The organism is Sorangium sp. So ce302 (genome assembly GCF_051530145.1).
Lineage (GTDB): Bacteria > Myxococcota_A > Polyangia > Polyangiales > Polyangiaceae > Sorangium > Sorangium cellulosum_B.
In genome coordinates this window covers 11,829,604-11,847,306 of record NZ_CP150326.1, presented here as the reverse complement: position 1 = coordinate 11,847,306, position 17,703 = coordinate 11,829,604, and the positions used below count along the sequence as shown (strand labels likewise).

Annotated in this window: 16 protein-coding genes and 2 tRNA genes; 6 read left to right on the top strand and 12 right to left on the bottom strand. The window is 69.5% G+C overall.

All coding sequences use genetic code 11. The features are described from left to right. Window positions 1–59: 59 nt before the first annotated feature. Entirely contained in the window at window positions 60–467 is a 408-nt protein-coding gene (locus WME73_RS44885) for a response regulator (protein ID WP_437742399.1), read from the bottom strand. A gap of 345 nt (window positions 468–812) precedes the next feature. Here WME73_RS44885 and WME73_RS44880 point away from each other — a divergent pair, with 345 nt between their 5' ends. Beyond that, the gene (locus tag WME73_RS44880) at window positions 813–1,475 is read left to right on the top strand and encodes a response regulator (RefSeq protein ID WP_044970202.1); all 663 of its coding nucleotides are present in this window, start codon (window positions 813–815) and stop codon (window positions 1,473–1,475) included. Between the two features lie 49 nt (window positions 1,476–1,524). Here the strand turns inward: WME73_RS44880 and WME73_RS44875 are convergent, their stop codons facing one another. Beyond that, the gene (locus WME73_RS44875; protein WP_437913559.1) at window positions 1,525–2,151 is read right to left on the bottom strand and encodes a pentapeptide repeat-containing protein; all 627 of its coding nucleotides are present in this window, start codon (window positions 2,149–2,151) and stop codon (window positions 1,525–1,527) included. Between the two features lie 53 nt (window positions 2,152–2,204). Here WME73_RS44875 and WME73_RS44870 point away from each other — a divergent pair, with 53 nt between their 5' ends. Together WME73_RS44870 and xth are read left to right on the top strand one after the other, a co-directional pair. Beyond that, the gene (locus WME73_RS44870; RefSeq protein ID WP_437913558.1) at window positions 2,205–3,089 is read left to right on the top strand and encodes an alpha/beta fold hydrolase; all 885 of its coding nucleotides are present in this window, start codon (window positions 2,205–2,207) and stop codon (window positions 3,087–3,089) included. 79 nt (window positions 3,090–3,168) lie between these two features. After that, window positions 3,169–3,978: an exodeoxyribonuclease III gene (xth, locus tag WME73_RS44865; protein WP_437913557.1), complete on the top strand. Its 810-nt coding sequence runs from the start codon at window positions 3,169–3,171 to the stop codon at window positions 3,976–3,978. 13 nt (window positions 3,979–3,991) lie between these two features. Here the strand turns inward: xth and WME73_RS44860 are convergent, their stop codons facing one another. Next, window positions 3,992–5,215 (bottom strand): penicillin-insensitive murein endopeptidase, encoded by a 1,224-nt coding sequence (locus tag WME73_RS44860; RefSeq protein ID WP_437913556.1) that lies wholly within the window; start codon window positions 5,213–5,215, stop codon window positions 3,992–3,994. Between the two features lie 324 nt (window positions 5,216–5,539). Between WME73_RS44860 and WME73_RS44855 the strand changes: the two genes are divergently transcribed. Together WME73_RS44855 and WME73_RS44850 are read left to right on the top strand one after the other, a co-directional pair. After that, window positions 5,540–5,613: transfer RNA gene (locus WME73_RS44855), tRNA-Arg, on the top strand. Window positions 5,614–5,692: 79 nt separating this feature from the next. Next, window positions 5,693–5,768, top strand: a tRNA-Lys gene (locus WME73_RS44850). Window positions 5,769–6,388: 620 nt separating this feature from the next. Here the strand turns inward: WME73_RS44850 and WME73_RS44845 are convergent. The 8 genes from WME73_RS44845 to WME73_RS44810 all read right to left on the bottom strand — a co-directional run bounded on the left by WME73_RS44845 (window position 6,389) and on the right by WME73_RS44810 (window position 15,973). Next, window positions 6,389–6,862 (bottom strand): YbaK/EbsC family protein, encoded by a 474-nt coding sequence (locus tag WME73_RS44845; protein ID WP_437742394.1) that lies wholly within the window; start codon window positions 6,860–6,862, stop codon window positions 6,389–6,391. Window positions 6,863–6,873: 11 nt separating this feature from the next. Beyond that, window positions 6,874–7,755, bottom strand: coding sequence for an EamA family transporter (locus WME73_RS44840; protein WP_437913555.1), 882 nt, complete (start codon window positions 7,753–7,755; stop codon window positions 6,874–6,876). Between the two features lie 22 nt (window positions 7,756–7,777). Continuing rightward, window positions 7,778–8,587 (bottom strand): 2OG-Fe(II)-dependent halogenase WelO5 family protein, encoded by an 810-nt coding sequence (locus WME73_RS44835; RefSeq protein WP_437913554.1) that lies wholly within the window; start codon window positions 8,585–8,587, stop codon window positions 7,778–7,780. Then, window positions 8,584–9,309, bottom strand: a complete 726-nt coding sequence (locus WME73_RS44830; RefSeq protein WP_437913553.1) for a class II glutamine amidotransferase — start codon at window positions 9,307–9,309, stop codon at window positions 8,584–8,586. The genes WME73_RS44835 and WME73_RS44830 overlap by 4 nt, the downstream gene beginning before the upstream one ends. Before the next feature lies 1 nt (window position 9,310). Beyond that, complete coding sequence (locus WME73_RS44825; protein ID WP_437913552.1) at window positions 9,311–10,600, bottom strand: ATP-grasp domain-containing protein; 1,290 nt, start codon at window positions 10,598–10,600, stop codon at window positions 9,311–9,313. A gap of 6 nt (window positions 10,601–10,606) precedes the next feature. Then, a complete protein-coding gene (locus WME73_RS44820; RefSeq protein WP_437742389.1) occupies window positions 10,607–12,121 on the bottom strand; it encodes a PqqD family protein in 1,515 nt (504 codons plus the stop codon). Window positions 12,122–12,302: 181 nt separating this feature from the next. Continuing rightward, on the bottom strand, window positions 12,303–13,895 hold the full coding sequence (gene asnB / locus WME73_RS44815; RefSeq protein WP_437913551.1) for an asparagine synthase B: 1,593 nt from the start codon (window positions 13,893–13,895) through the stop codon (window positions 12,303–12,305). 1,271 nt (window positions 13,896–15,166) lie between these two features. Then, on the bottom strand, window positions 15,167–15,973 hold the full coding sequence (locus tag WME73_RS44810) for an SDR family oxidoreductase (protein WP_437854380.1): 807 nt from the start codon (window positions 15,971–15,973) through the stop codon (window positions 15,167–15,169). Between the two features lie 302 nt (window positions 15,974–16,275). Between WME73_RS44810 and WME73_RS44805 the strand changes: the two genes are divergently transcribed. Further along, window positions 16,276–16,710, top strand: a complete 435-nt coding sequence (locus WME73_RS44805) for a hypothetical protein (protein WP_437913550.1) — start codon at window positions 16,276–16,278, stop codon at window positions 16,708–16,710. 187 nt (window positions 16,711–16,897) lie between these two features. Here the strand turns inward: WME73_RS44805 and WME73_RS44800 are convergent, their stop codons facing one another. Further along, the gene (locus tag WME73_RS44800) at window positions 16,898–17,623 is read right to left on the bottom strand and encodes a hypothetical protein (protein WP_437913549.1); all 726 of its coding nucleotides are present in this window, start codon (window positions 17,621–17,623) and stop codon (window positions 16,898–16,900) included. Window positions 17,624–17,703 lie beyond the last annotated feature (80 nt).

The window sequence follows — 17,703 nt, the reverse complement described above, 5'->3', positions numbered from 1 at the left end:
CGAGGAGCGTGCCGCCGCGCGTGTGCGAGCCGGGATCGGGGGGCGGCGGCGTCGGTGCGCTAGCGTTGCACGGCGCCGGTCAGGCGATCGAGCACGACGAGGAGCCGGTCGACGTCGAAGGGCTTCGCCAGCACGCCGGCCACGACGCCGCGGATGTTGGGCTCGTTCACGCCGGAGAGCAGGAGGACGGGCACCTCGATGCCCGCGGCGGCGAGCGCGGCGAGGAACTCCTCGCCGGTCATCTCGGGCATCACGTAGTCGAGCAGGACCGCCCGCGGCCGCGCGCCGCGGGCGAGGCGATCGAGCGCTTCCAGCGGCCGCGTGAAGCCCTGAACCCGGTAGCCCTCGTCGGAGAGCAGGTCGAGCAGCGACTCGACAAGCGCGGGGTCGTCATCGACGACGAAGATCTCCGCGGGCGAGCGCGGCGAGGTGGCGGCCGGGCCGGGAGCGGGGACCGGCGAGCTCATCGTATTTCCCTGGATCGCTGGCCATTCCGGCGCATGAGGCGCGCGAAGAATACCAGACGGTTGCCGCGACCGCATGCGCAGGCCGCTCTGGGCGCATCGTTGCACCCTCCGTCACGTCCACCGTTGCGCATTCCACGTCGCGCGGATCTCCGTCGAGCTCCGAAACTCGCTCTGGACGGAGTTTTCCTCACCAATTGGGCTTGCCGCCGCGCCGCTCCTTGCAGATCGTTGAGCACCTGATACCCCTGTAAGGTTCCTCCCAGGACGACCCGAGCAGCTTGACTTGAACTGCTCATGGGTATCGAATTGTGGTCTGAAGGACACTCCAATCCCCCTGCGGTCACCATGGCGGAAACCCCTGCTAGCAAGCTGCACATCTATCTGATCGACGATCACCCCGTCGTTCGCGAAGGCTTCGCTCGAGCGCTCTCGGACGAGCCCGACATGGTCGTCGTGGGCCAGGCCGGGACGGCGGCCGATGCCCTGCGCGAGACGGCGAGCTGCAAGCCGGACGTCGTGCTCGTCGATCTCAACATCCCCGACCGAGACGGCATCGAGCTCCTCGGGGCGCTGAGAGCGCAGTTGCCGCAGGCGAAGCTCCTCGTGTTGAGCGGCTATGACGACGAGTTCCGCGTCGCCGAGGCGCTCCGCGCGGGCGCGCAGGGATATCTCGTGAAGACCTCGAAGCTCGAGGAGGTCATCGAGGGCATCCGCCGGATCGCGACCGGGGGAGCGCCGCTCTCCTCGAGCATCGCGGGGGCCGTGGTGCGCGCGATGCGCAAGCCGGCGAGCGAGGGCTCCGGTGGTCTCGACGCGCTGACGCCGCGCGAGCGCCAGGTCCTGCGGCTGCTCGCGGCCGGCGTGTCGACGCGCGAGACGGCAGCGCGGCTGACGATCAGCCCGAAGACGGTGGAGACCCACCGCGTGCGCATCTACGCGAAGCTCGGGTGCAAGAGCGCGGTCGAGCTGACCCGCATCGCGGTCCGCACCGGGCTCATCGAGGCGTAACCGCCCGCGGTCGCGCGGGGCGCTGCCCGCTCGCTCCGCGGGTGGGGCGCTACGGTTTCCGCTCCTTCCTCGGCTTCTTCAGCGGCGCTTCCTTCTCGGTGGCCTTCGGGGCCTGGCTCGCGCGTGATCGATCCTTCGCCTCCTCGATCAGGCGATCGATCCGCACGCCGTCGATGGTGAGCCCGTCGATCGCGCAGCCGACGATCTCGACCTCGCGGAGGTCCGACCCCTCGAAGCGAGCGCGGCGCAGGCTCGCGTCGGACCAGCGGGTCGCGGCGGCGTCGGCGTCGTTGAAACGCGCGCCAGCGAGCGAGATGTCGTCGAGCGAGGCGCCGGCGAGGGTCGCGTTGTGCAGGCGCGCGCCGCGCAGGTCGACGTCGTCGAGCTCGGCCTCCGCGAGCGAGACGTTGTGCAGGCGCGCGTTGCGAAGGTCGACGTCGTCGAGCTCGGCCGCCGCGAGCGAGACGTTGTGCAGTCGCGCGTCGCGAAGGTCGACGTCGTCGAGCTCGGCCCCCGCGAGCGAGGCGTTGTGCAGGCGCGCGTTGCGAAGGTCGACGTCGTCGAAGCTGGCCCCGGCGAGCGCCGCGCCGTGAAACCGCGCGGGCCTCGCCGGATGGGTGCCCTCGTCTTCTGCGGCGTCCGCGCTCGGCGGCGCGATGGGGGGCTTCTTGGCCATGGGGCCATGCTAGCGCTAGGCGCAGGCCGCGCGCTCGCGCGGTCCGGAGAGCCATGAACGCACACGCCGGCTTCGTGCCCCACCACGCCCTCGTCTCCGCCCCCTCCGCGGCGCCTGTCCGCTGGATGCTCGTGCTGCACGGCATCTTCGGCTCGGGCGCCAACTGGCGCACCTTCATCCGACGCCTCGCCGAGGCGCAATCCGCCGAGGGCGCGCCAGGCGCAGCCGCCCGGCCGTGGGGCTTCATCCTTGTCGACCTGCGGGCCCACGGCATGTCGCAGAGCCCGCCTGCGCCCCACACCATCGCGGCGGCCGCGGAGGATCTGCTCCGGCTGGGCGACCGCCTCGGCCTCGATATCCGCGGCGTGATGGGCCATTCGTTCGGCGGCAAGGTGGCGCTCGCCTACCTCGAGCGCCGGCCGACGGGGATCGAGCGCGGCTTCATCCTCGACGCCGATCCGAGCGCGAGGCCCGCCGGCGAGAGCGGATCGGAGAGCCCCGGCGTGCTCGCGATGCTCCGCGCGATCCCGCAGCCGATCTCGTCGCGCGAGGCGTTCCTCGAGGCGGTGCACGCCGCCGGGTTCAGCCGCGGCATCGCGGACTGGCTGGCGATGAACGTCCGCCGCGAGGGCGACGGCTTTCGCATCCGGCTCGACCTCGACATCCTGGACGCGCTGCTCACCGACTATTTCGCCCGCGATCTGTGGCACGTCCTGGAGGACCCGCCGGCGCCGGGCGTGCCGGGCGTGGAGCAGCGGCGCATCCATGTCGTGCTCGGCGGCAAGTCCAAGTCGATCTCGCCGGCCTCGCGCGACCGCTTCGAGGCGCTCGCGGCGCGCGCGCCCTGGCTCTCGGTCCACGTCCTGCCGCGCGCCGGCCACTGGCTCCACGTCGACGATCCGGAGGGCCTCTTCGACGTGATCCGGGCGGCCTTGTGATCGGGCGCCGCGGACCCCGCGCGTGCCCCTGGACCAGGCTTCCCGCCCGGCTCTTCATCCGCTATCGCCCGGAGGACCTATGCGCATCGCGTCCTGGAACGTGAACTCCATCCGCACGCGGCTCGAGCAGCTCACGAGCTGGCTGGTCCGCGCCGCGCCCGACGTCGTTTGCATGCAGGAGACGAAGGTCGAGGACGGCAGCTTCCCCGAGGCCGCGCTCTCCGAGGTGGGCTATCGCTCGGTCATCTTCGGCCAGAAGTCCTACAACGGGGTCGCGATCGCCACGCGCTTCGGCCTCTCGGTCGACGACGTGAAGAAGGGCCTCGACGGCGATGAGCAGGACGTCGCCCGGCGGATGCTGGCGGCGACGATCGAGGGGATCCGGGTCATCAACGTCTACGTGCCCAACGGCCAGGCGGTGGGCACGCCGGCCTTCGCCTACAAGCTCGCGTGGCTGGAGCGGCTGCGGAGCGAGCTCGAGGCCCGCTACCGCCCGGATCAGCAGATCGTTATCTGCGGCGATTTCAACGTCGCGCCCGAGGCGATCGACGTCGCCGAGCCGAAGAAGTGGGAGGGGCAGGTGCTCTTCCATCCGGACGAGCGGGCCGCGCTGGGCCGCCTGATGGAGTGGGGGCTCGTGGACGCGTTCCGCGCCTGCCACCCCGCCAAGGAGGCGTACAGCTGGTGGGATTACCGGATGGGCGCGTTCAGGCGCAACAAGGGCCTCCGTATCGATCTCGCGCTGGTGACGCGCTCGCTCGCGGCGCGCTGCACCGATGTGTCGATCGACACGCGCCCGCGGGAGCTCCAGCGCCCGTCCGATCACGCGCCGGTCGTGGTGGAGATCGCGGACGGCGACGCGCCGCCGGGAGCCGTGCCGGCGGCCTGAGCGCGGGCGGACGTCAGCGGGGCGCGAGCGGGGCGATCGAGCGACCGCCTGAGGCCGCGCTGGGCGTCGCGGCCGCCGGCGCGGCTGTGGCGGGCGCGTTCACGGCCGCCGGTGCGGCTGTGGCGGGCGCGTTCACGGCCGCCGGTGCGGCTGCAGCGCGCGCTCCGTCGGTCACCGTCGGCGCCGCCGTGGAAGGCACGCCGTAGATGTCCGTGTCCGTCGCCGCGGGCGCCGCGGAGGCGAGCGGCTGCTTCGCTTCATCGGCGGCGCACGCGGGGCGGGCCAGCGACTCCTCGATGCAGGCGCCGCGCATCGACGGGGGGCACATCACGCGGATGTGGAAGTGGTCGTTGTGCAGGTCGGCGTCCCTCGGGCTCATCATCGCGGCCGCGGCCCGGGCCCGGAGCTCCGCCGGGACGCGCTTCTTCGCGGCGTGGGCGAGCAGCCGCGCCCGCAGCGCGTCGGTCACGAAGAGGTATTTGACGCCCGCCTGCCGATCCTCGAGCAGCGCCTGGACGAGCGCCCAGTTGCGCGCGTCGTCGAACCGCGCGCCGGGGAGGCCGATGGCGTTGCCCTCGTCGTCGAACGCCACGAACCGGTCCGTGCGGAGGTTCTTGCCCTTCGAGTTGACGACGTAGAAACCGACGTCGGCGTCGCGCCCCGTCTGGTGGGAGTTGTGCCCGTCGAGCGCGCCGCCCGTCCTGGCCGAGAGGTCGCCGACGAGCAGCGCGGAGTCGCCGTGCTTCTTGGCCACCTGGTAGGCGGCGCGCCGCAGGGTCTTCACGAGCACGGGCAGCCCCCATGTCCTGGCGCCCTCGCGCGTCTTGAGGTGCCTCGACGATCGGAGCCGCACGGCGCCGGTCAGCCGTCCACGGTTGGGAGCGCCCTTCGACAGCAGCTTCCGCTCGTCGGCGTCGGCGTCGGTGCCGCCGCGCTCCGCGCGGGAGGCGTCATCGCGTTTCGCCGCGCGCTTCTTGCCGGCGCGCTCCTGGGCCTTCTCCTTCGATCGGGCGCTGCGCGCCGCCCGCGACTCGCCGTCGCCATCGACCGAGCTCCGCCGCGCGGCGCGGCGCTTGTTCTGCGGGCTCTTGCCCGGCTGCTGCTCGGCCGCGGCCGGCTGCGCGCCCGCGGCGGGAGCGCCCTGGGCCGGCGCGGCGAGCGAGAGGGCGAGCAGGAGCGCGGCGATGGGGCCTCGGGACGCAAGGCAGCGCCGGGAGAGCGGGCGGAGCAGCGGCATGGCGGAGCGGACCCTACCTTGCGGCGCCGCGGACAGAGAACTTCTTTCGCAGCCGCGCGGGGCCAGGTGCGGCCGTGGCGGGCCAAACGCCGCCGTGTCGGGTCAGGCGCGCGCCCCGAGGGCGCTGCGCTGCCCGCGGCCGGTGCCGGTGGACGGTGCGCTGCCGACGGAGGGAATGACGGGATGCGCCCGTCGAGCGCGTCCGTTCGGGCTCGGCGAAGGTGGCGGCCTAAAAATTGCGCACCAAGTTGCTACAACGTCTTGACATATCGCCGCCGGTGCGGTTAGAAGCGTTTCGCGAGCCCCGCCGAGGGGCGCGCAGGAGCGCCCGTAGCTCAGCTGGATAGAGCGTCGGACTTCGAATCCGAAAGTCGCCTGTTCGAATCAGGCCGGGCGTGCCGGGCTCAACGGGCGACTCAAGCGCTCCGGCGAGATCCCGGGAGCCGTTCCAGGTTCAGTCGGTTTGACAATTCACTCGGGCCATTAGCTCAATTGGTAGAGCAGTGGACTCTTAATCCATTGGCTGAAGGTTCAAGTCCTTCATGGCCCACCAAGGATACGATGAGGATCTCGCGATCCTCATCAAGACCGAGCTGCTCCGCTGGGCGATTCGTGGACGATTCGCCAAGCGGACCGACCAGCTCGGTCGGTGATTCAGGAAACGCCTCGCCGAAGCCGACGCGTACCTGCTCGGCCTCGCGGAGGTAGCCCTCCGTCGTCGGGAACGACGTGTGGCCGGCCCGGCTCTTGAGCTCGAGCGGGTCGTCCCCGCGCACGGCCATCCAGGGGATGCTCGCCGGGCGCAGGTCGTAGAACGTGATCGGCTTCCGCGTTTTGTCGTTCGCGAAGAGGTCGGGCCGCGTAACGCCAGCACGCTCGAGGTGCTCGCGGAGGCGCCGGGAGAGGTTCGTCACCTCCGGCATGTCCTCGACGACGCGCCCCTTCCCGTCAGCTTCGGCGTGCATCACCCGCAGGAGCGGGAGCCGCTTCGGCTCGACTGGCTGTTCGTGGGAACCCGGGCCGGATGGCTGGGCGGCCCTCTGACGAAGAACACGACAAGAACACGATGGATTCAACCGCAGCTTCTCATGCTCACGAAGATGCTTCTCGGCACTGGAAACAGCGCCTCTCGTGAACGATTGAACTGTGCGGTTGAGTTGACCGGGCGAGCGGCTATCGGGTGCCGACAGCGGCGAGCCTGGGGCTCGTCGCCTTCACGTACGAGTCCCGCTGGATGAAGATGGAGCGATCCAACCGGCCGGCGTTGAAGACGATCTCGTCGTGCTCCAGGAGCTTCGGATCCACGACGAGCTCGAGCTCGGGGTTGAACGAGACCGGGGGGACGGCGCCCATGACGCACCCCGAGAGCTGCTCGGCGACGTCCTGCGGCGCGAACGTGGCGTGAGTCCCGCTCCCCAGCGTCTTGACCGCCTCCATGTCGACCCGGCAGTCCCCGGGGACGACGCAGAGGTAGTAGCGGCGGCTCTTCTTGCCCTGCTTCACCATCAGCACCATGGCCTTCGCAGCCTGCGGCAGGCTGTTGCCGCGGATCTGCGAGATGAGCTCCGTGCGGCCCTCGGCCGGGTGCTCCACCACGCGGAACACGGCGTTGCTCTCCTGGAAGAGCGTCACCAGACGATCGTGCACGTCCGAGCTCATCATGAGACCTTCGCTGCTCCCATCGGTCGGTTCTCCGGAGCGACCATGTTGATGACCCGAGGCCCGAGAACGACGGTGGCGAGCCCGAGGAGGACCAGGGCCGCCGCCGCCACCCCGGCGCCGCTTTGCTCCTCATGCAGCAGGAGCGCCGAGAAAGCCATCCCGAACACGGGCACGAGGAGCGCGAACGGCGCCACCAGGTTGGCCGAGTAGCTCCTGAGCAGATGGCCCCAGATGCCGAAGGCCACGACCGTCGCGATGATGCCCGTGTAAAGGACCGCCCCGAGGCCCCCGAGCCCCATCCGTGACACCGCGGCGACCTGCCCCTCCTCGAGCAGGAGCGAGAGGCCGAGGAGCGGCAGCGGCGGGATCAGGCTCATCCAGACCATCAGGCGAAAGGCGTCGAAGCCCCCGGCCCGCTTGATGAGGATGTTGGCGAACGCCCAGGCGACAGCGGCGCCGAGCACCAGCGCGAACCCGGTGAGGCTGACGCTCCCGGCTCGCGTGTAGCCGATGAGCGCTATCCCAGACAGCGCGATCACGATCCCCGCCTTCTGCACGCGCGAGGGCGCGTCCTTGAGGAAGACGGCCGAGAGGATGAGCGTGAAGAGCACCTGTGCCTGGACCGCCAGGGACGAGAGCCCCGCCGGCATCCCGGCCTTGATCCCCGCGAAGAGGAGCGAATATTTGACCACCCCCAGCACGAGACCCACTTGGAGGATCACGCGCCAGGGGATCTGCTTCCGATCGATGAAGAACACAGCCGGGATCGCGGCGCAGGTGAAGCGAAGCGCAGAGAACAGCAGCGGCGGAAACGAGTCCAGACCGACCTTGATGACGACGAAGTTCAAGCCCCAGACGAAGGCAGTCAGCACCGCCATGAGAACGTGACGAAAGCGCATTTTAGCTCCACACGACTGCATTCCTGAGCTCATCATCGTAGAACCCGATGAAGAAGCCCAGTGTAATCCGATCCTTCCCGCCGACACGCTCGATCTCGTGGTAGTTTGTGGGATTAATTACATAGACATCGCCCGTCTGTGGCCGGAAGACCGTGCGCGGCACGTCGCGGACGACGCCCCTATCATAACCGAGACCCCCCTTGATCTTGAAGGCCTCGTCCTCCTCGTTCCACGTCTTGCGGTAGCTGATCAGCTCTCCTCCCTGATCGCACTCCTGGATGCAGACGATGCAGCTCAGCTGGTGCTTCAGCTTGGCGAGCGAGAGGCCGGTCGACGCCGCATCGCGCATGATGTTGTCGTTGTGCAGCGGGTTGCACACGCCGTCCGCGTGGACGCGCACGATCGAGTCCGCGTAACGCTGGCCGCCGGGCTCCTCCTGGACCTTCATGCTCTGCAGCCCGAAGAGCGACTTCAGCCTGTCCCGCACGATGTGACGGAGATCGAAATCGGGCTCGGGGAAGACCTCATCGATGATGCTTGCGTTCGCGAAATACTCCTCCGGCCGCGAGAGGTGCTTCGCCAGGTAGGGGCCGATCGTCGTCAGCGTGCCGTTCACGTACTGCGTCGCGAACTTCTTCCCGTAGTGGTCGCGGATCTGCCTGAGGCCGTTCTGGAGGAGCTTGTCCCCGAGGAGGTCCTTGCACACGACGACCGCGATCTCGCTGTCGACCAGCCCGCGGAGCAGCTTGCGGCCGGAGGCGCGATCGTCCGCGGGGAGGGAGACCTGATTCCAGTGATGATCGTTGTTCATGATAGACCTCTTCCGTGGGCGTTGAGCTTGATGGGTACGATGTGGCGCTGCGGCAACGGCGCCCAGCGCTCGCGCGGCGCCAGCGCCGGGATGATCTCCGAGGCGTAAATGGTGCAGTCTTCCAGCGCGAGCTGGTGCATCGAGAAGTAACGGCGGTACGGGACCTCCTGAGGCGTCCAGTGGATCACGTACGCCCACTCCGCGTTCATGAGGATGGCATTGGCCGAGGTGCCCCCGGGCGGGATGGCGCGCAGCTTGGACAGCGCAGCGTCGATGTCCAGCGTGTGGGCGTTCTCCGGGACGAGGTACTCGAGGTACTCGGCCGAGTCGAACTCGGAGCGCTCCTTGCCGAGCCTCTGGTGGACGGTCGGCAAAAAGCCGTTGTGGAGGAGGTACCACGGCCCCTTCGCCCCCGGGCGCGCCAGCGGGTGCGTGCACTGGAGCCCCTGGTTGCGCGCGAGCGTCGCGTGCCGCACGTGCACCGCCAGGAGATCAGTCTCCACGCCCCGGAGCGGGGACTCGTCGGCCGTGTCGTTGATCCTCCGCGGGTCGCGGTGGATGCTCAGGCCGCCCCCCGGATCCCGCCACACCGCGCCCCAGCCGTTGGGGTGCTGCTGCGTGGGCCCTTCGTGGTCGGCCGTCTGGCCCGAGCTCATCATGATGGCCGCGTCGAGGATCGCTGAGCTCGAGAATCTACCTTTGGCGAGGATGAGCCGGCACATGTCAGTCCTCCAGGCGGGCGGCGATGCAGTGGCGCAGGTTCGCGCGTGCCTCGTCGCGGTGTCGCGCGTACAGGACGACCCTCCCCACGAAGCCCGTGTGGCGCAGCCGGTCCGAGGCGAGGCTCGCGTCATCGCCCGCGTCGTCAGGGTCGCTCGCCGGGGCCGCGAAGCGCAGGATCTCCGCGCGGACGCCGCGCGAGAGGAGCTGCTCCGCCGCGCGGAGCTCGTCCTCGGAGGCGAGCGTCGCCTGACCGATGACGGCGCCCTCCCCCTGCGGCGGCCTGGTCAGCACGGGCTCACGCCCGTCCAGGTGGCTCGCGACCGACAGCTCTGCCCAGTCCATGTCCGTCACGCGCCGGACCAGCGCCACGATGCCGCCCCCCGAGAGCCGGAATCCCATCTCCACGAAGTGGACGCCTCGCGCGTTCTCGATGAGGTCGATGTGGAACGGACCGCTCCTGTACCCGGTCGCGTCGATGCACCGCTGCGCGAGCTCCTGGAACGCCTGGGGCGCCTGCGCGCCGTGACTCGCGATGTGGGCGACTTCGCGAAACCCGACGAGCCGGCCGGCGTCCCGCGAGCGCTCGCGGAGGATGATCTTCTCGCACGTCGTGAGCACGACGGCGCGGCCGCCGTGCGCGACCGCCTGGATCGAGTGCTCCGTCCCCTGGACGTACTCTTCCAGGACGATCTGCGAGAAGGCCCCTCCATCATAGTTCGTCATGGCCCGGATCTGGGCGATGGCATCGTCGCGCTGCGCCGGCTCGTCGACGACGAAGACGCCAAGGCCACCCCCCCCGTCGGCGGGCTTGATCACGAGCGGTAAGCCGAGGTGATCAAGCGCCTGTCCTCCGGCGCTGGGCCGCACGGGGAGCGTCCTGTAGCGCGGCTGGAGGACGCCCGGCGCCCTCGCGTCGAGCGCCGCCCGCTGCCCCGACTTGTCCAGCGGGGTGAAGCGGCGCTCGGCCCGCGCGTCCTGCGGGGGCACGCCGAGCAGCTCGGCGGCGGCGTAGGTGCTCGCCGTGTAGCGCTCGAAGCCCGGCAGCATCAGCGCGATCCGGGGGCGCAGCGCCTCCAGCGCCGCCCGAACCGCCTCGGGGTCGGCGGGGCGCTCGACGGCGATCTCGACGTCGAACGCGCTGCGCCCGAGCTGCCGGCGCCAGCGCAGGTAGGCGGGCGTCTCCACGAGGACGGCCGACAGGGACCGCTTGCGCGCGACGCCGAGGTACGGGTCCAGCCCGTCCCGCGTGGCGCCGACCTGAACGAAGATGTTTCCAGTCTGAGAGTTCATGTTTCCTTACCTGCCGGAGATGGTCTCTTGAACCAGGGCGCCGCCGGGGGCGCGCCGCGTCTGGATGACGTCCTTGTGCGGATCGCGCGCGAGGATGTGCTCGATGAGGTGTCCCCCGCCGCCCTCCGCAGACGGGTGCAGCGGCGACGCGTGGATGACGCGGAGCTGCGAGAGCGTGAGCCCGCTCAGCCGCTCGAGCGCCTGCTGCACCTCGCGCTGCCGTGCCCCGCGGGCCGGATCCTTGCCGTGGCGGAGCAGCTCGCGGATGGCCCCGGCGAGCGGCGCGAGCTCGGGCTGCTCGCGCGCGAGATAGACATCGAGGTTCTCGCACCTGTCTGCGAAGGGCGAATAGATCATGCAGACAAGCTGCTGCTCGTCGAGGCCATAGACCTCGCTGGCCATGTCGTCCATGACCACCCGCATGCGCGCGAGCTTCTCGGGGCCATCGTAGCGGGCGAGCATCATGTCCACGAGGACCTGCGGAAACTCCTTCTTGCGCATCAGCCCCACGGCGAAGTCGACGTACTCGGCGATCCCTTCAGCGTAGCTCCGCCCGTACATTCGCTCGCACTTCAGGCCTCGCAGGTGCGCCATGAGCGCCGGGTTGGCGCAGTCCGACTCGCTGAAGCTGAAGGCAATCTCGTCGAACTCGAAGCCGAGGTGTTTGGTGAGCAGATCCCAGTGGTCCCCTGAGGCGTACTGGGTGTCGTCGTAGATCGAGAAGAACTGAAGATCTTTCCGGAGGTCCGCCGTGACGAGCCGCCGCGCGATGGCGTCCGCCGCGTCGCTCCCGTGGAGATCGCGAAAATAGAGCTGCGACAGGCTGCGCATCCTGGTGAGGAAGCCGCCGAAGCCCCCCTCGGCGCTGTTGCTGTCGAACCCGAACCGCTGCGCGAGCCGCGCGACCCAGACATAGTAGGCCCGCTGCTCTCTGCGCGAGTCTCCCGTGATGATGACGTCGACGCCGCTCCCGTGGGACGCCGCGAGGCCGAACGAGTTCACCATGCTGAGGTTGCACGCGTTGCAGAACGTCGGTCGGGCGTCCGCGAACGTCCGGTGCCCCGTCATCAGGATGTCTTCCCGGTTCTGCCGCACGAGGGCGAGCGGCAGCCGCCGATCGACCCTGAAGGGGTTGATCTCGTTGCCGTCGATGAGCAGCGCCTCGCAGTCCGGATCCTCGAGCAGCTTGAGGGCCCTGTAGGCGCGGGCGATGTTCTCCATCACGGCCCGTGGCATCCCCGCGTGCCGGTTGGTCACCACGAGCAGCTTGAACGTCTGGCCGTGCATGCGGGCGAGGAGCAGCTGCATGCACCGCACGAAGGCGATCGTGTAAGAGCTGTCCTTCCCGCCGCCGTAGGCGACCAGGACCTGGTTCCTGCGCAGCTCCTCCTTGTGCGGCAGGCCCTCGTGGAGCTTCTGCGCGCACCTCGTCGCAGCGTCGATGTGCTGCTGCGGCAGGTGAGCGGCGAGGGCGCGGAGCGCCTCTTCTCGAAGTTGTCGTACAGGCGAATGGTTCGTCATCTCAAGTTATCCCAATGAGGGGCCTCCCCCGTCCGCCGCGGAGCGGCGGGCGGGTTCGTCCGGCTTTGAGGGGGCGTCACTCGCCCCGCGGCCACGTTCGGCGGCCAGGCCACCTCGCGCAGCTCCGGCGGAGCGAACGTGACGTGCGACGAGCGCGTCACTGTCGCCTCGAGCTAGCTCCTCAGACTCCGCTAGCGCCGTAGTTCGGCAGCGCGCGCGCGCTCGGATCGGAGACGTCGCAGTTCTTCCATTCCTTGTTCGGCATCCAGTAGTCGGGGATGAGCTCCGCGCGGCCGGGGAAGCGGCTCTCGAACATCTCCCGATACAGGAGCGACTCCTTCGAGATCGGCGCGCGGTGCTCGTACTTGCGCTGCGCCGCCGCGACGTCCGCGTCCGAGTACCGCGCCTCGGCGTGGGCCTTGATCGAGTCGACAAGGCTGTGGCCCATCGCGTCCGAGAAGGCCGCCTTCTCGCGGTAGAGGATCGCGTCGGGGAGGTACCGCTTGTCGGCGAACGCCCGGCGCAGGAGGAGCTTGCCCATGCCGGTCTTGTTCATCTTCCGCTCCGGGTTGATCGCCATCACGTAGCTCGCGAAGGCGAGGTCCCCGAACGGCACGCGGGCCTCGAGCGAGTGGGCGCTTATGCAGCGGTCCGCGCGCAGGACGTCGTAGGCGTGGAGCTCCCGCAGCCGCTTGCGCGCCTCCTTCTGGAACTCCGCGGCCGACGGGGCATAATCGGTGTACTTGTACCCGAAGAGCTCGTCGCTGATCTCGCCGGTGAGCAGGACCTTGATGTCGGTGCTCTGCCGGATGTGCTTGCAAATAAGGTACATGCCGATCGAGGCGCGGATCGTGGTGATGTCCCACGTCTCGAGGTGATAGATCACGTCCCTCAGCGCCTCGAACGCCTGCTCCTTGGTGACGTAGACGTTGTGGTGGCGCGACTTGATGTGATCGGCGACCGTCTGCGCGTACTTGATGTCGATGGCGTCCTCGGCCATGCCGATCGCGAAGGTGTCGATCGGCTTGCCGAGCACGCGCGTGGCGATGGCGCAGACCAGGCTGGAGTCGAGGCCGCCGCTCAGCAGGAAGCCGACCGGGACGTCGGACACGAGCCGCTTGCGCACCCCCTCGACGAGCAGGCGCTCGAGGTTCGCGGAGAGGGTGGCCTCGTCGTCGTTCGCGACGTTCTTCACCGCCGTGATGTCGCGGTACTGCACGAAGCTGTCGCCGTCGAAGTAGTGGCCAGGCGGGAAGGGCGCGACCTTCGCGCAGAGATCGCTGAGGAACTTCACCTCGGAGGCGAACACGATCCCGCGCCCGTTCTTCAGGTAACCGAAGAAGAGCGGCCGGATGCCGATCGGGTCCCGTGCCGCGAAGACGCGGCCGGAAGCACCGTCGTAGTAGGCGAAGGCGAACTCCGCGTCCAGCCGCTCGCAGGCGCCCCGAAGCCCGTATTTGCGCACCAGCGGCGGGATCACATCGCAGTCCGACCCCGAGCCGCCCCCGTCGTCTCCGACGTCCGCGCGGATCGCCTCTTCGTTGTACACCTCGCCGTTGCAGATGACGGCGTCCCTGCCGTCCCTCGACCAGAGCGGCTGGTTGCCGTCGGGGCCGAGCCCTCTGATGGCGAGGCGCTGGAAGCCGAAGACGGCCCTCGGGCCGACCTGCTCCCAGGCCGAGTGGTCAGGGCCCCGGTGATTCAATCGTTCGAAGCTGCCCCGGAAACACGTCGCTGAATCGATATCTCCGAAGAAGGCAAAGATTCCGCACATTGTTGACTCCAAGGTACGTTGGTGGACGCTGGCGAGCGTCTCTCAGTTCAAGTCCTCCAGAGCTCTGAGCTGGCCCCGGAGCCTTCCATCGTCGAGCAGAGCCCTCCGGCCGCTCCTCGATGGAACGTCGGATTCGCCGCCAGCGCGCTCGGATGCCCCCGATGCCCCCCAGCTCCACTCCTGTTGAGTCCTCCGCCTCCGGGCTATCGGCACGACGTCAAGCAAGGGTCACGGCGCCCAGCGATGGACGACCTATGACCACGGACGACGGCCCAGGGGAACGGACGGCGCTCGCTCTTAACGAAGCAACATCACGCGATATTCCTCGAGTGGTCTCCGCAAATCTGCTGCTCCGGCGAGCAACCCATGGCGATGTTCATCCTCCGATCCAGGGATCGAGGGATCGCGGTGATTGCTGACGACCGGCGCCGCGAGGGCAGCGGGACACGTAAGCTAGTGCGGCCCCTCACCATGCGCAAGCGTCTAACACCAATCAAAATCCTGCTCTCCCGTCGACCGGATGACGAGTCGGCGCTGTCGATGTCTTGCGTCCCGTCCTCTGCATTGCAGAAATCGGATGAGGCTATGACGGGGCGAGCGCCGCACCGTGGAAGCCTGCTGCTGAGCGGCCGCGTGCCATCAACACGCGTGCCATCAACACGCGTGCCATCAACACGCGTGCCATCAACACGCGTGCGATGCGCCCCGCGCCCGACGCCGCGATCTGGCCATCGACGCGGGATCGAGCCGACCGCCGACAGCACCTGTGCAACGACAGACATCGTGAGCGGTGGTGACCCGCCTGTGGAGAATGCGGACCAGCTCGGTGTCCCACGCTGCGCACCAGTCAAGGATGGCTGATCGCCAGGGTGCGCGATGATGCCTGGAATGGCTCGATGTTGCCGATCAGGCGGCGCGTGGAGGCGACGCTCCGTCCTGCACCCGTGCGCAGGCGTGGCCGTGCGCGCGGCGGCCTGCGGCGAGGGCAGGCGATGGAGCAGGACCACGGTGAACACCGGCGCCGCGGCGGAGGGCGCGAGCAGGCGCCAGGAAATCGATGGTGTGGCGGTGCCACATCGGGCAACGCGGCGCGGGGGCTCCGCGCAACAGGGACGCTCGCTTGAAGTAAAAGTGAACTGAACTGCAGAGCTCGCTCGAGCGTCGGCTCGGCGAGCGCCGGGGCGCCGCGTGAAGCGGGGGCCCGGCGTGCGTGAGGGGGGTCGAGGCGCGTGCGGGGATCGAGCCGGCGTGCGGCGTGTGCGCCGCGCGCCTCAGCTCCTCTTGACGGAGAAGCCGGCGAACGCCTGCATCACGGGCATCAGCTCCAGCCGGTTCACGTTGACGTGCTCCGGGAGCATCGCGCACCATACGACGGACTCGGCGATGTCCTCGGCCGAGAGCGGCTTCACGCCGCGGTACACGGCGGCGGCCTTCTCCTGGTCTCCCTTGAAGCGCACCACCGAGAACTCCGTCTCCGCCATGCCGGGCTCGATGTCGGTGACCCGCACCCGACTGCCGAGGATGTCAGAGCGCAGGTTCAGCGAGAACTGCGCGACGAACGCCTTGCACGCGCCGTAGACGTTGCTCCCGGGGTACGGCGTCTCCGCGGCGACCGAGCCGATGTTGATGATGTGCCCGCGGTCGCGCGCCACCATGCCGGGCAGCAGCGCCCGGGTGCAGTAAAGTAAGCCTTTGACGTTGGTGTCGATCATCTCCTCCCAGTCGTCCAGATCGGCCTGGTGCGCCGGCGACAGCCCGAGCGCGCCGCCTGCGTTGTTGACCAGCACGGTCACCTCGGAGAACTCGGGCGGGAGCTCGGCGATGGCCTTGTTGACGGCGCCGCGGTCGCGGACGTCCAGCCGGATCAGGTGGATCGCCGGCGCGCGCGCGCCAGCCGGGCCGGGGATGCGGCTGTCCGAGAGCTCCGCCGCGAGCGCTTCCAGGCGCTCGTAGCGGCGGGCGGCGAGGACCAGGCGCGCGCCCAGGCCGGCGAAGCGTCGGGCGATGGCGGCGCCGAAGCCGGAGGAGGCACCGGTGATGAAGACGATGGGAGGCTGAGCAGTCGTGGTGGCACTCATTGCGATGTCCTGGGCGGAGCTATATCAGCTGTGCACGCGCCGAGCGACCTCCGGCGCCCTCGGGCCGCGCGTCCGGGCCGACGGGCATCCTCCTGGAACAGCGCGGTGGCGCGGTCGTGGATGTGCTCGTTTCTCCGCCACCCGCCGATGCACATCCCACCTCGGCACGACGCTTGCTCAAATTACCACGATGCGGCCGAGAGGCTGTGGCACCGGCCAGCCCGGACGCGACGCCCGACGGGGACAGCGGGTCCGCCGTGAAGCAGAGAGGCGATCGAGGTGGCGATATGAAGCACGTTGACATGGGACGACGAATCGGCGGCCGGCTAGGGCTTACGCTCGGTCTTCTCGTGAGCATGGCGCTCGCAGGCTGCGGCGGCCCGAGCGAGCAAACCATTCAGGGCACGCGGCTCGCGCCCGGCGCCGATGCGCACATCACCGCCGACATCGACTCCGACGCCGCGACCACGCGGCTGCTGGTGAACGTCGTACACCTCTCGCCGCCCGAGCGGATCGAGGCCGGCAGCACGCACTTCGTCGTCTGGCAGCGCCCGAGCTCCGAGTCCCCGTGGCGACGGGTCGGAGTGCTCGACTACAATGCTGAAAGCCGGAGAGGCAAGCTGGCCGGGATGACCGTGCCGCACGCCGACTTCGAGCTGCTCATCACCGTCGAGAAGCAGAGCAGCCCCCGATCCCCATCGTCTGCCGCCGTCATCGGGCCGACATCGGTCGGGTAGCCAGCAGCCCCCAGCCCCCAGTCTCGACGGCCTTCTACATCAACCCTGCGCGCGCCTCCAGCGACAGCCAGCGACCCGATGTGAAGCACATCCATGCCGCGGCCAGGTCGATCCAGAAGCGCGCGGGGCCATGACACGCGCGTGGAGAGGGAGAGGCCGCTCGCGGCCTCCTCTGCGAGGCCCGGGCTCAGCGCCGAAGCGCCGCCGCCGCGCGCCCCGAGATGGCCGAGCCGCTCGTGACGATCGCCGACCCCAGCGCGAGCAGGGCGACGAGCGTGAGCACCATGGGATGGATGCCGACCAGCGCCAGGATGCCGAGCACGACCGCCCCGGCGCCGACGAGCGACTGCAAGCCGGCGGCGGCCATCGCCGCCTGACGAGCGACGTGGGCGAGGTGCTGGTGCGCGCCGCGCACGTCGAGCGCGCCGAGGTCCGCGGTCGTACCGCCGCTGAGCAGCAGCGCGCCGCCAAAGACGATCACCGCGACCGACGTCAGCGCCCCGGGGGCGAGCCCGAGGAGCGCGAGGATGCCGAGCACGATGCCCGCCGCGCCGCCGACGAGCTCCGCGCCCATGCCGCCGCCGAGCTCGGCGCGCGTGTCCCACTCGACGGGCGCCGTGGTGCGCGTCAAGGCGCCGAAGCGCGAGGCGATCGCGCCGCCGTGCGCGATCAGCGCGGCGCCGAAGACGAGCGTGGCGATCGAGGTGAGCTCTCCCGGCATGAACCCCGTCAGTCCGAGGATGGCGAGGACGATCGTCCCCGCGCCGCACACCACCTCGGCGAGCGAGCCGCCGAGCACGATCCGCGGCGCCTCCCTCTCCTCCTCCGGCCTGCGCCGCGCGCCCGATATCGGCGCGATCGGGCTCTCCTGCTGTGTAAACCGTTCACGTTCCTCGGGTCCTGGCGTCTGCATGATTCCCCCATCGTGAGGCGTGGCCTCGCCGCGGCTACACGCCTCTGGCTTGCATGTTCTGCGCCCCGCTGCAGGTCGTC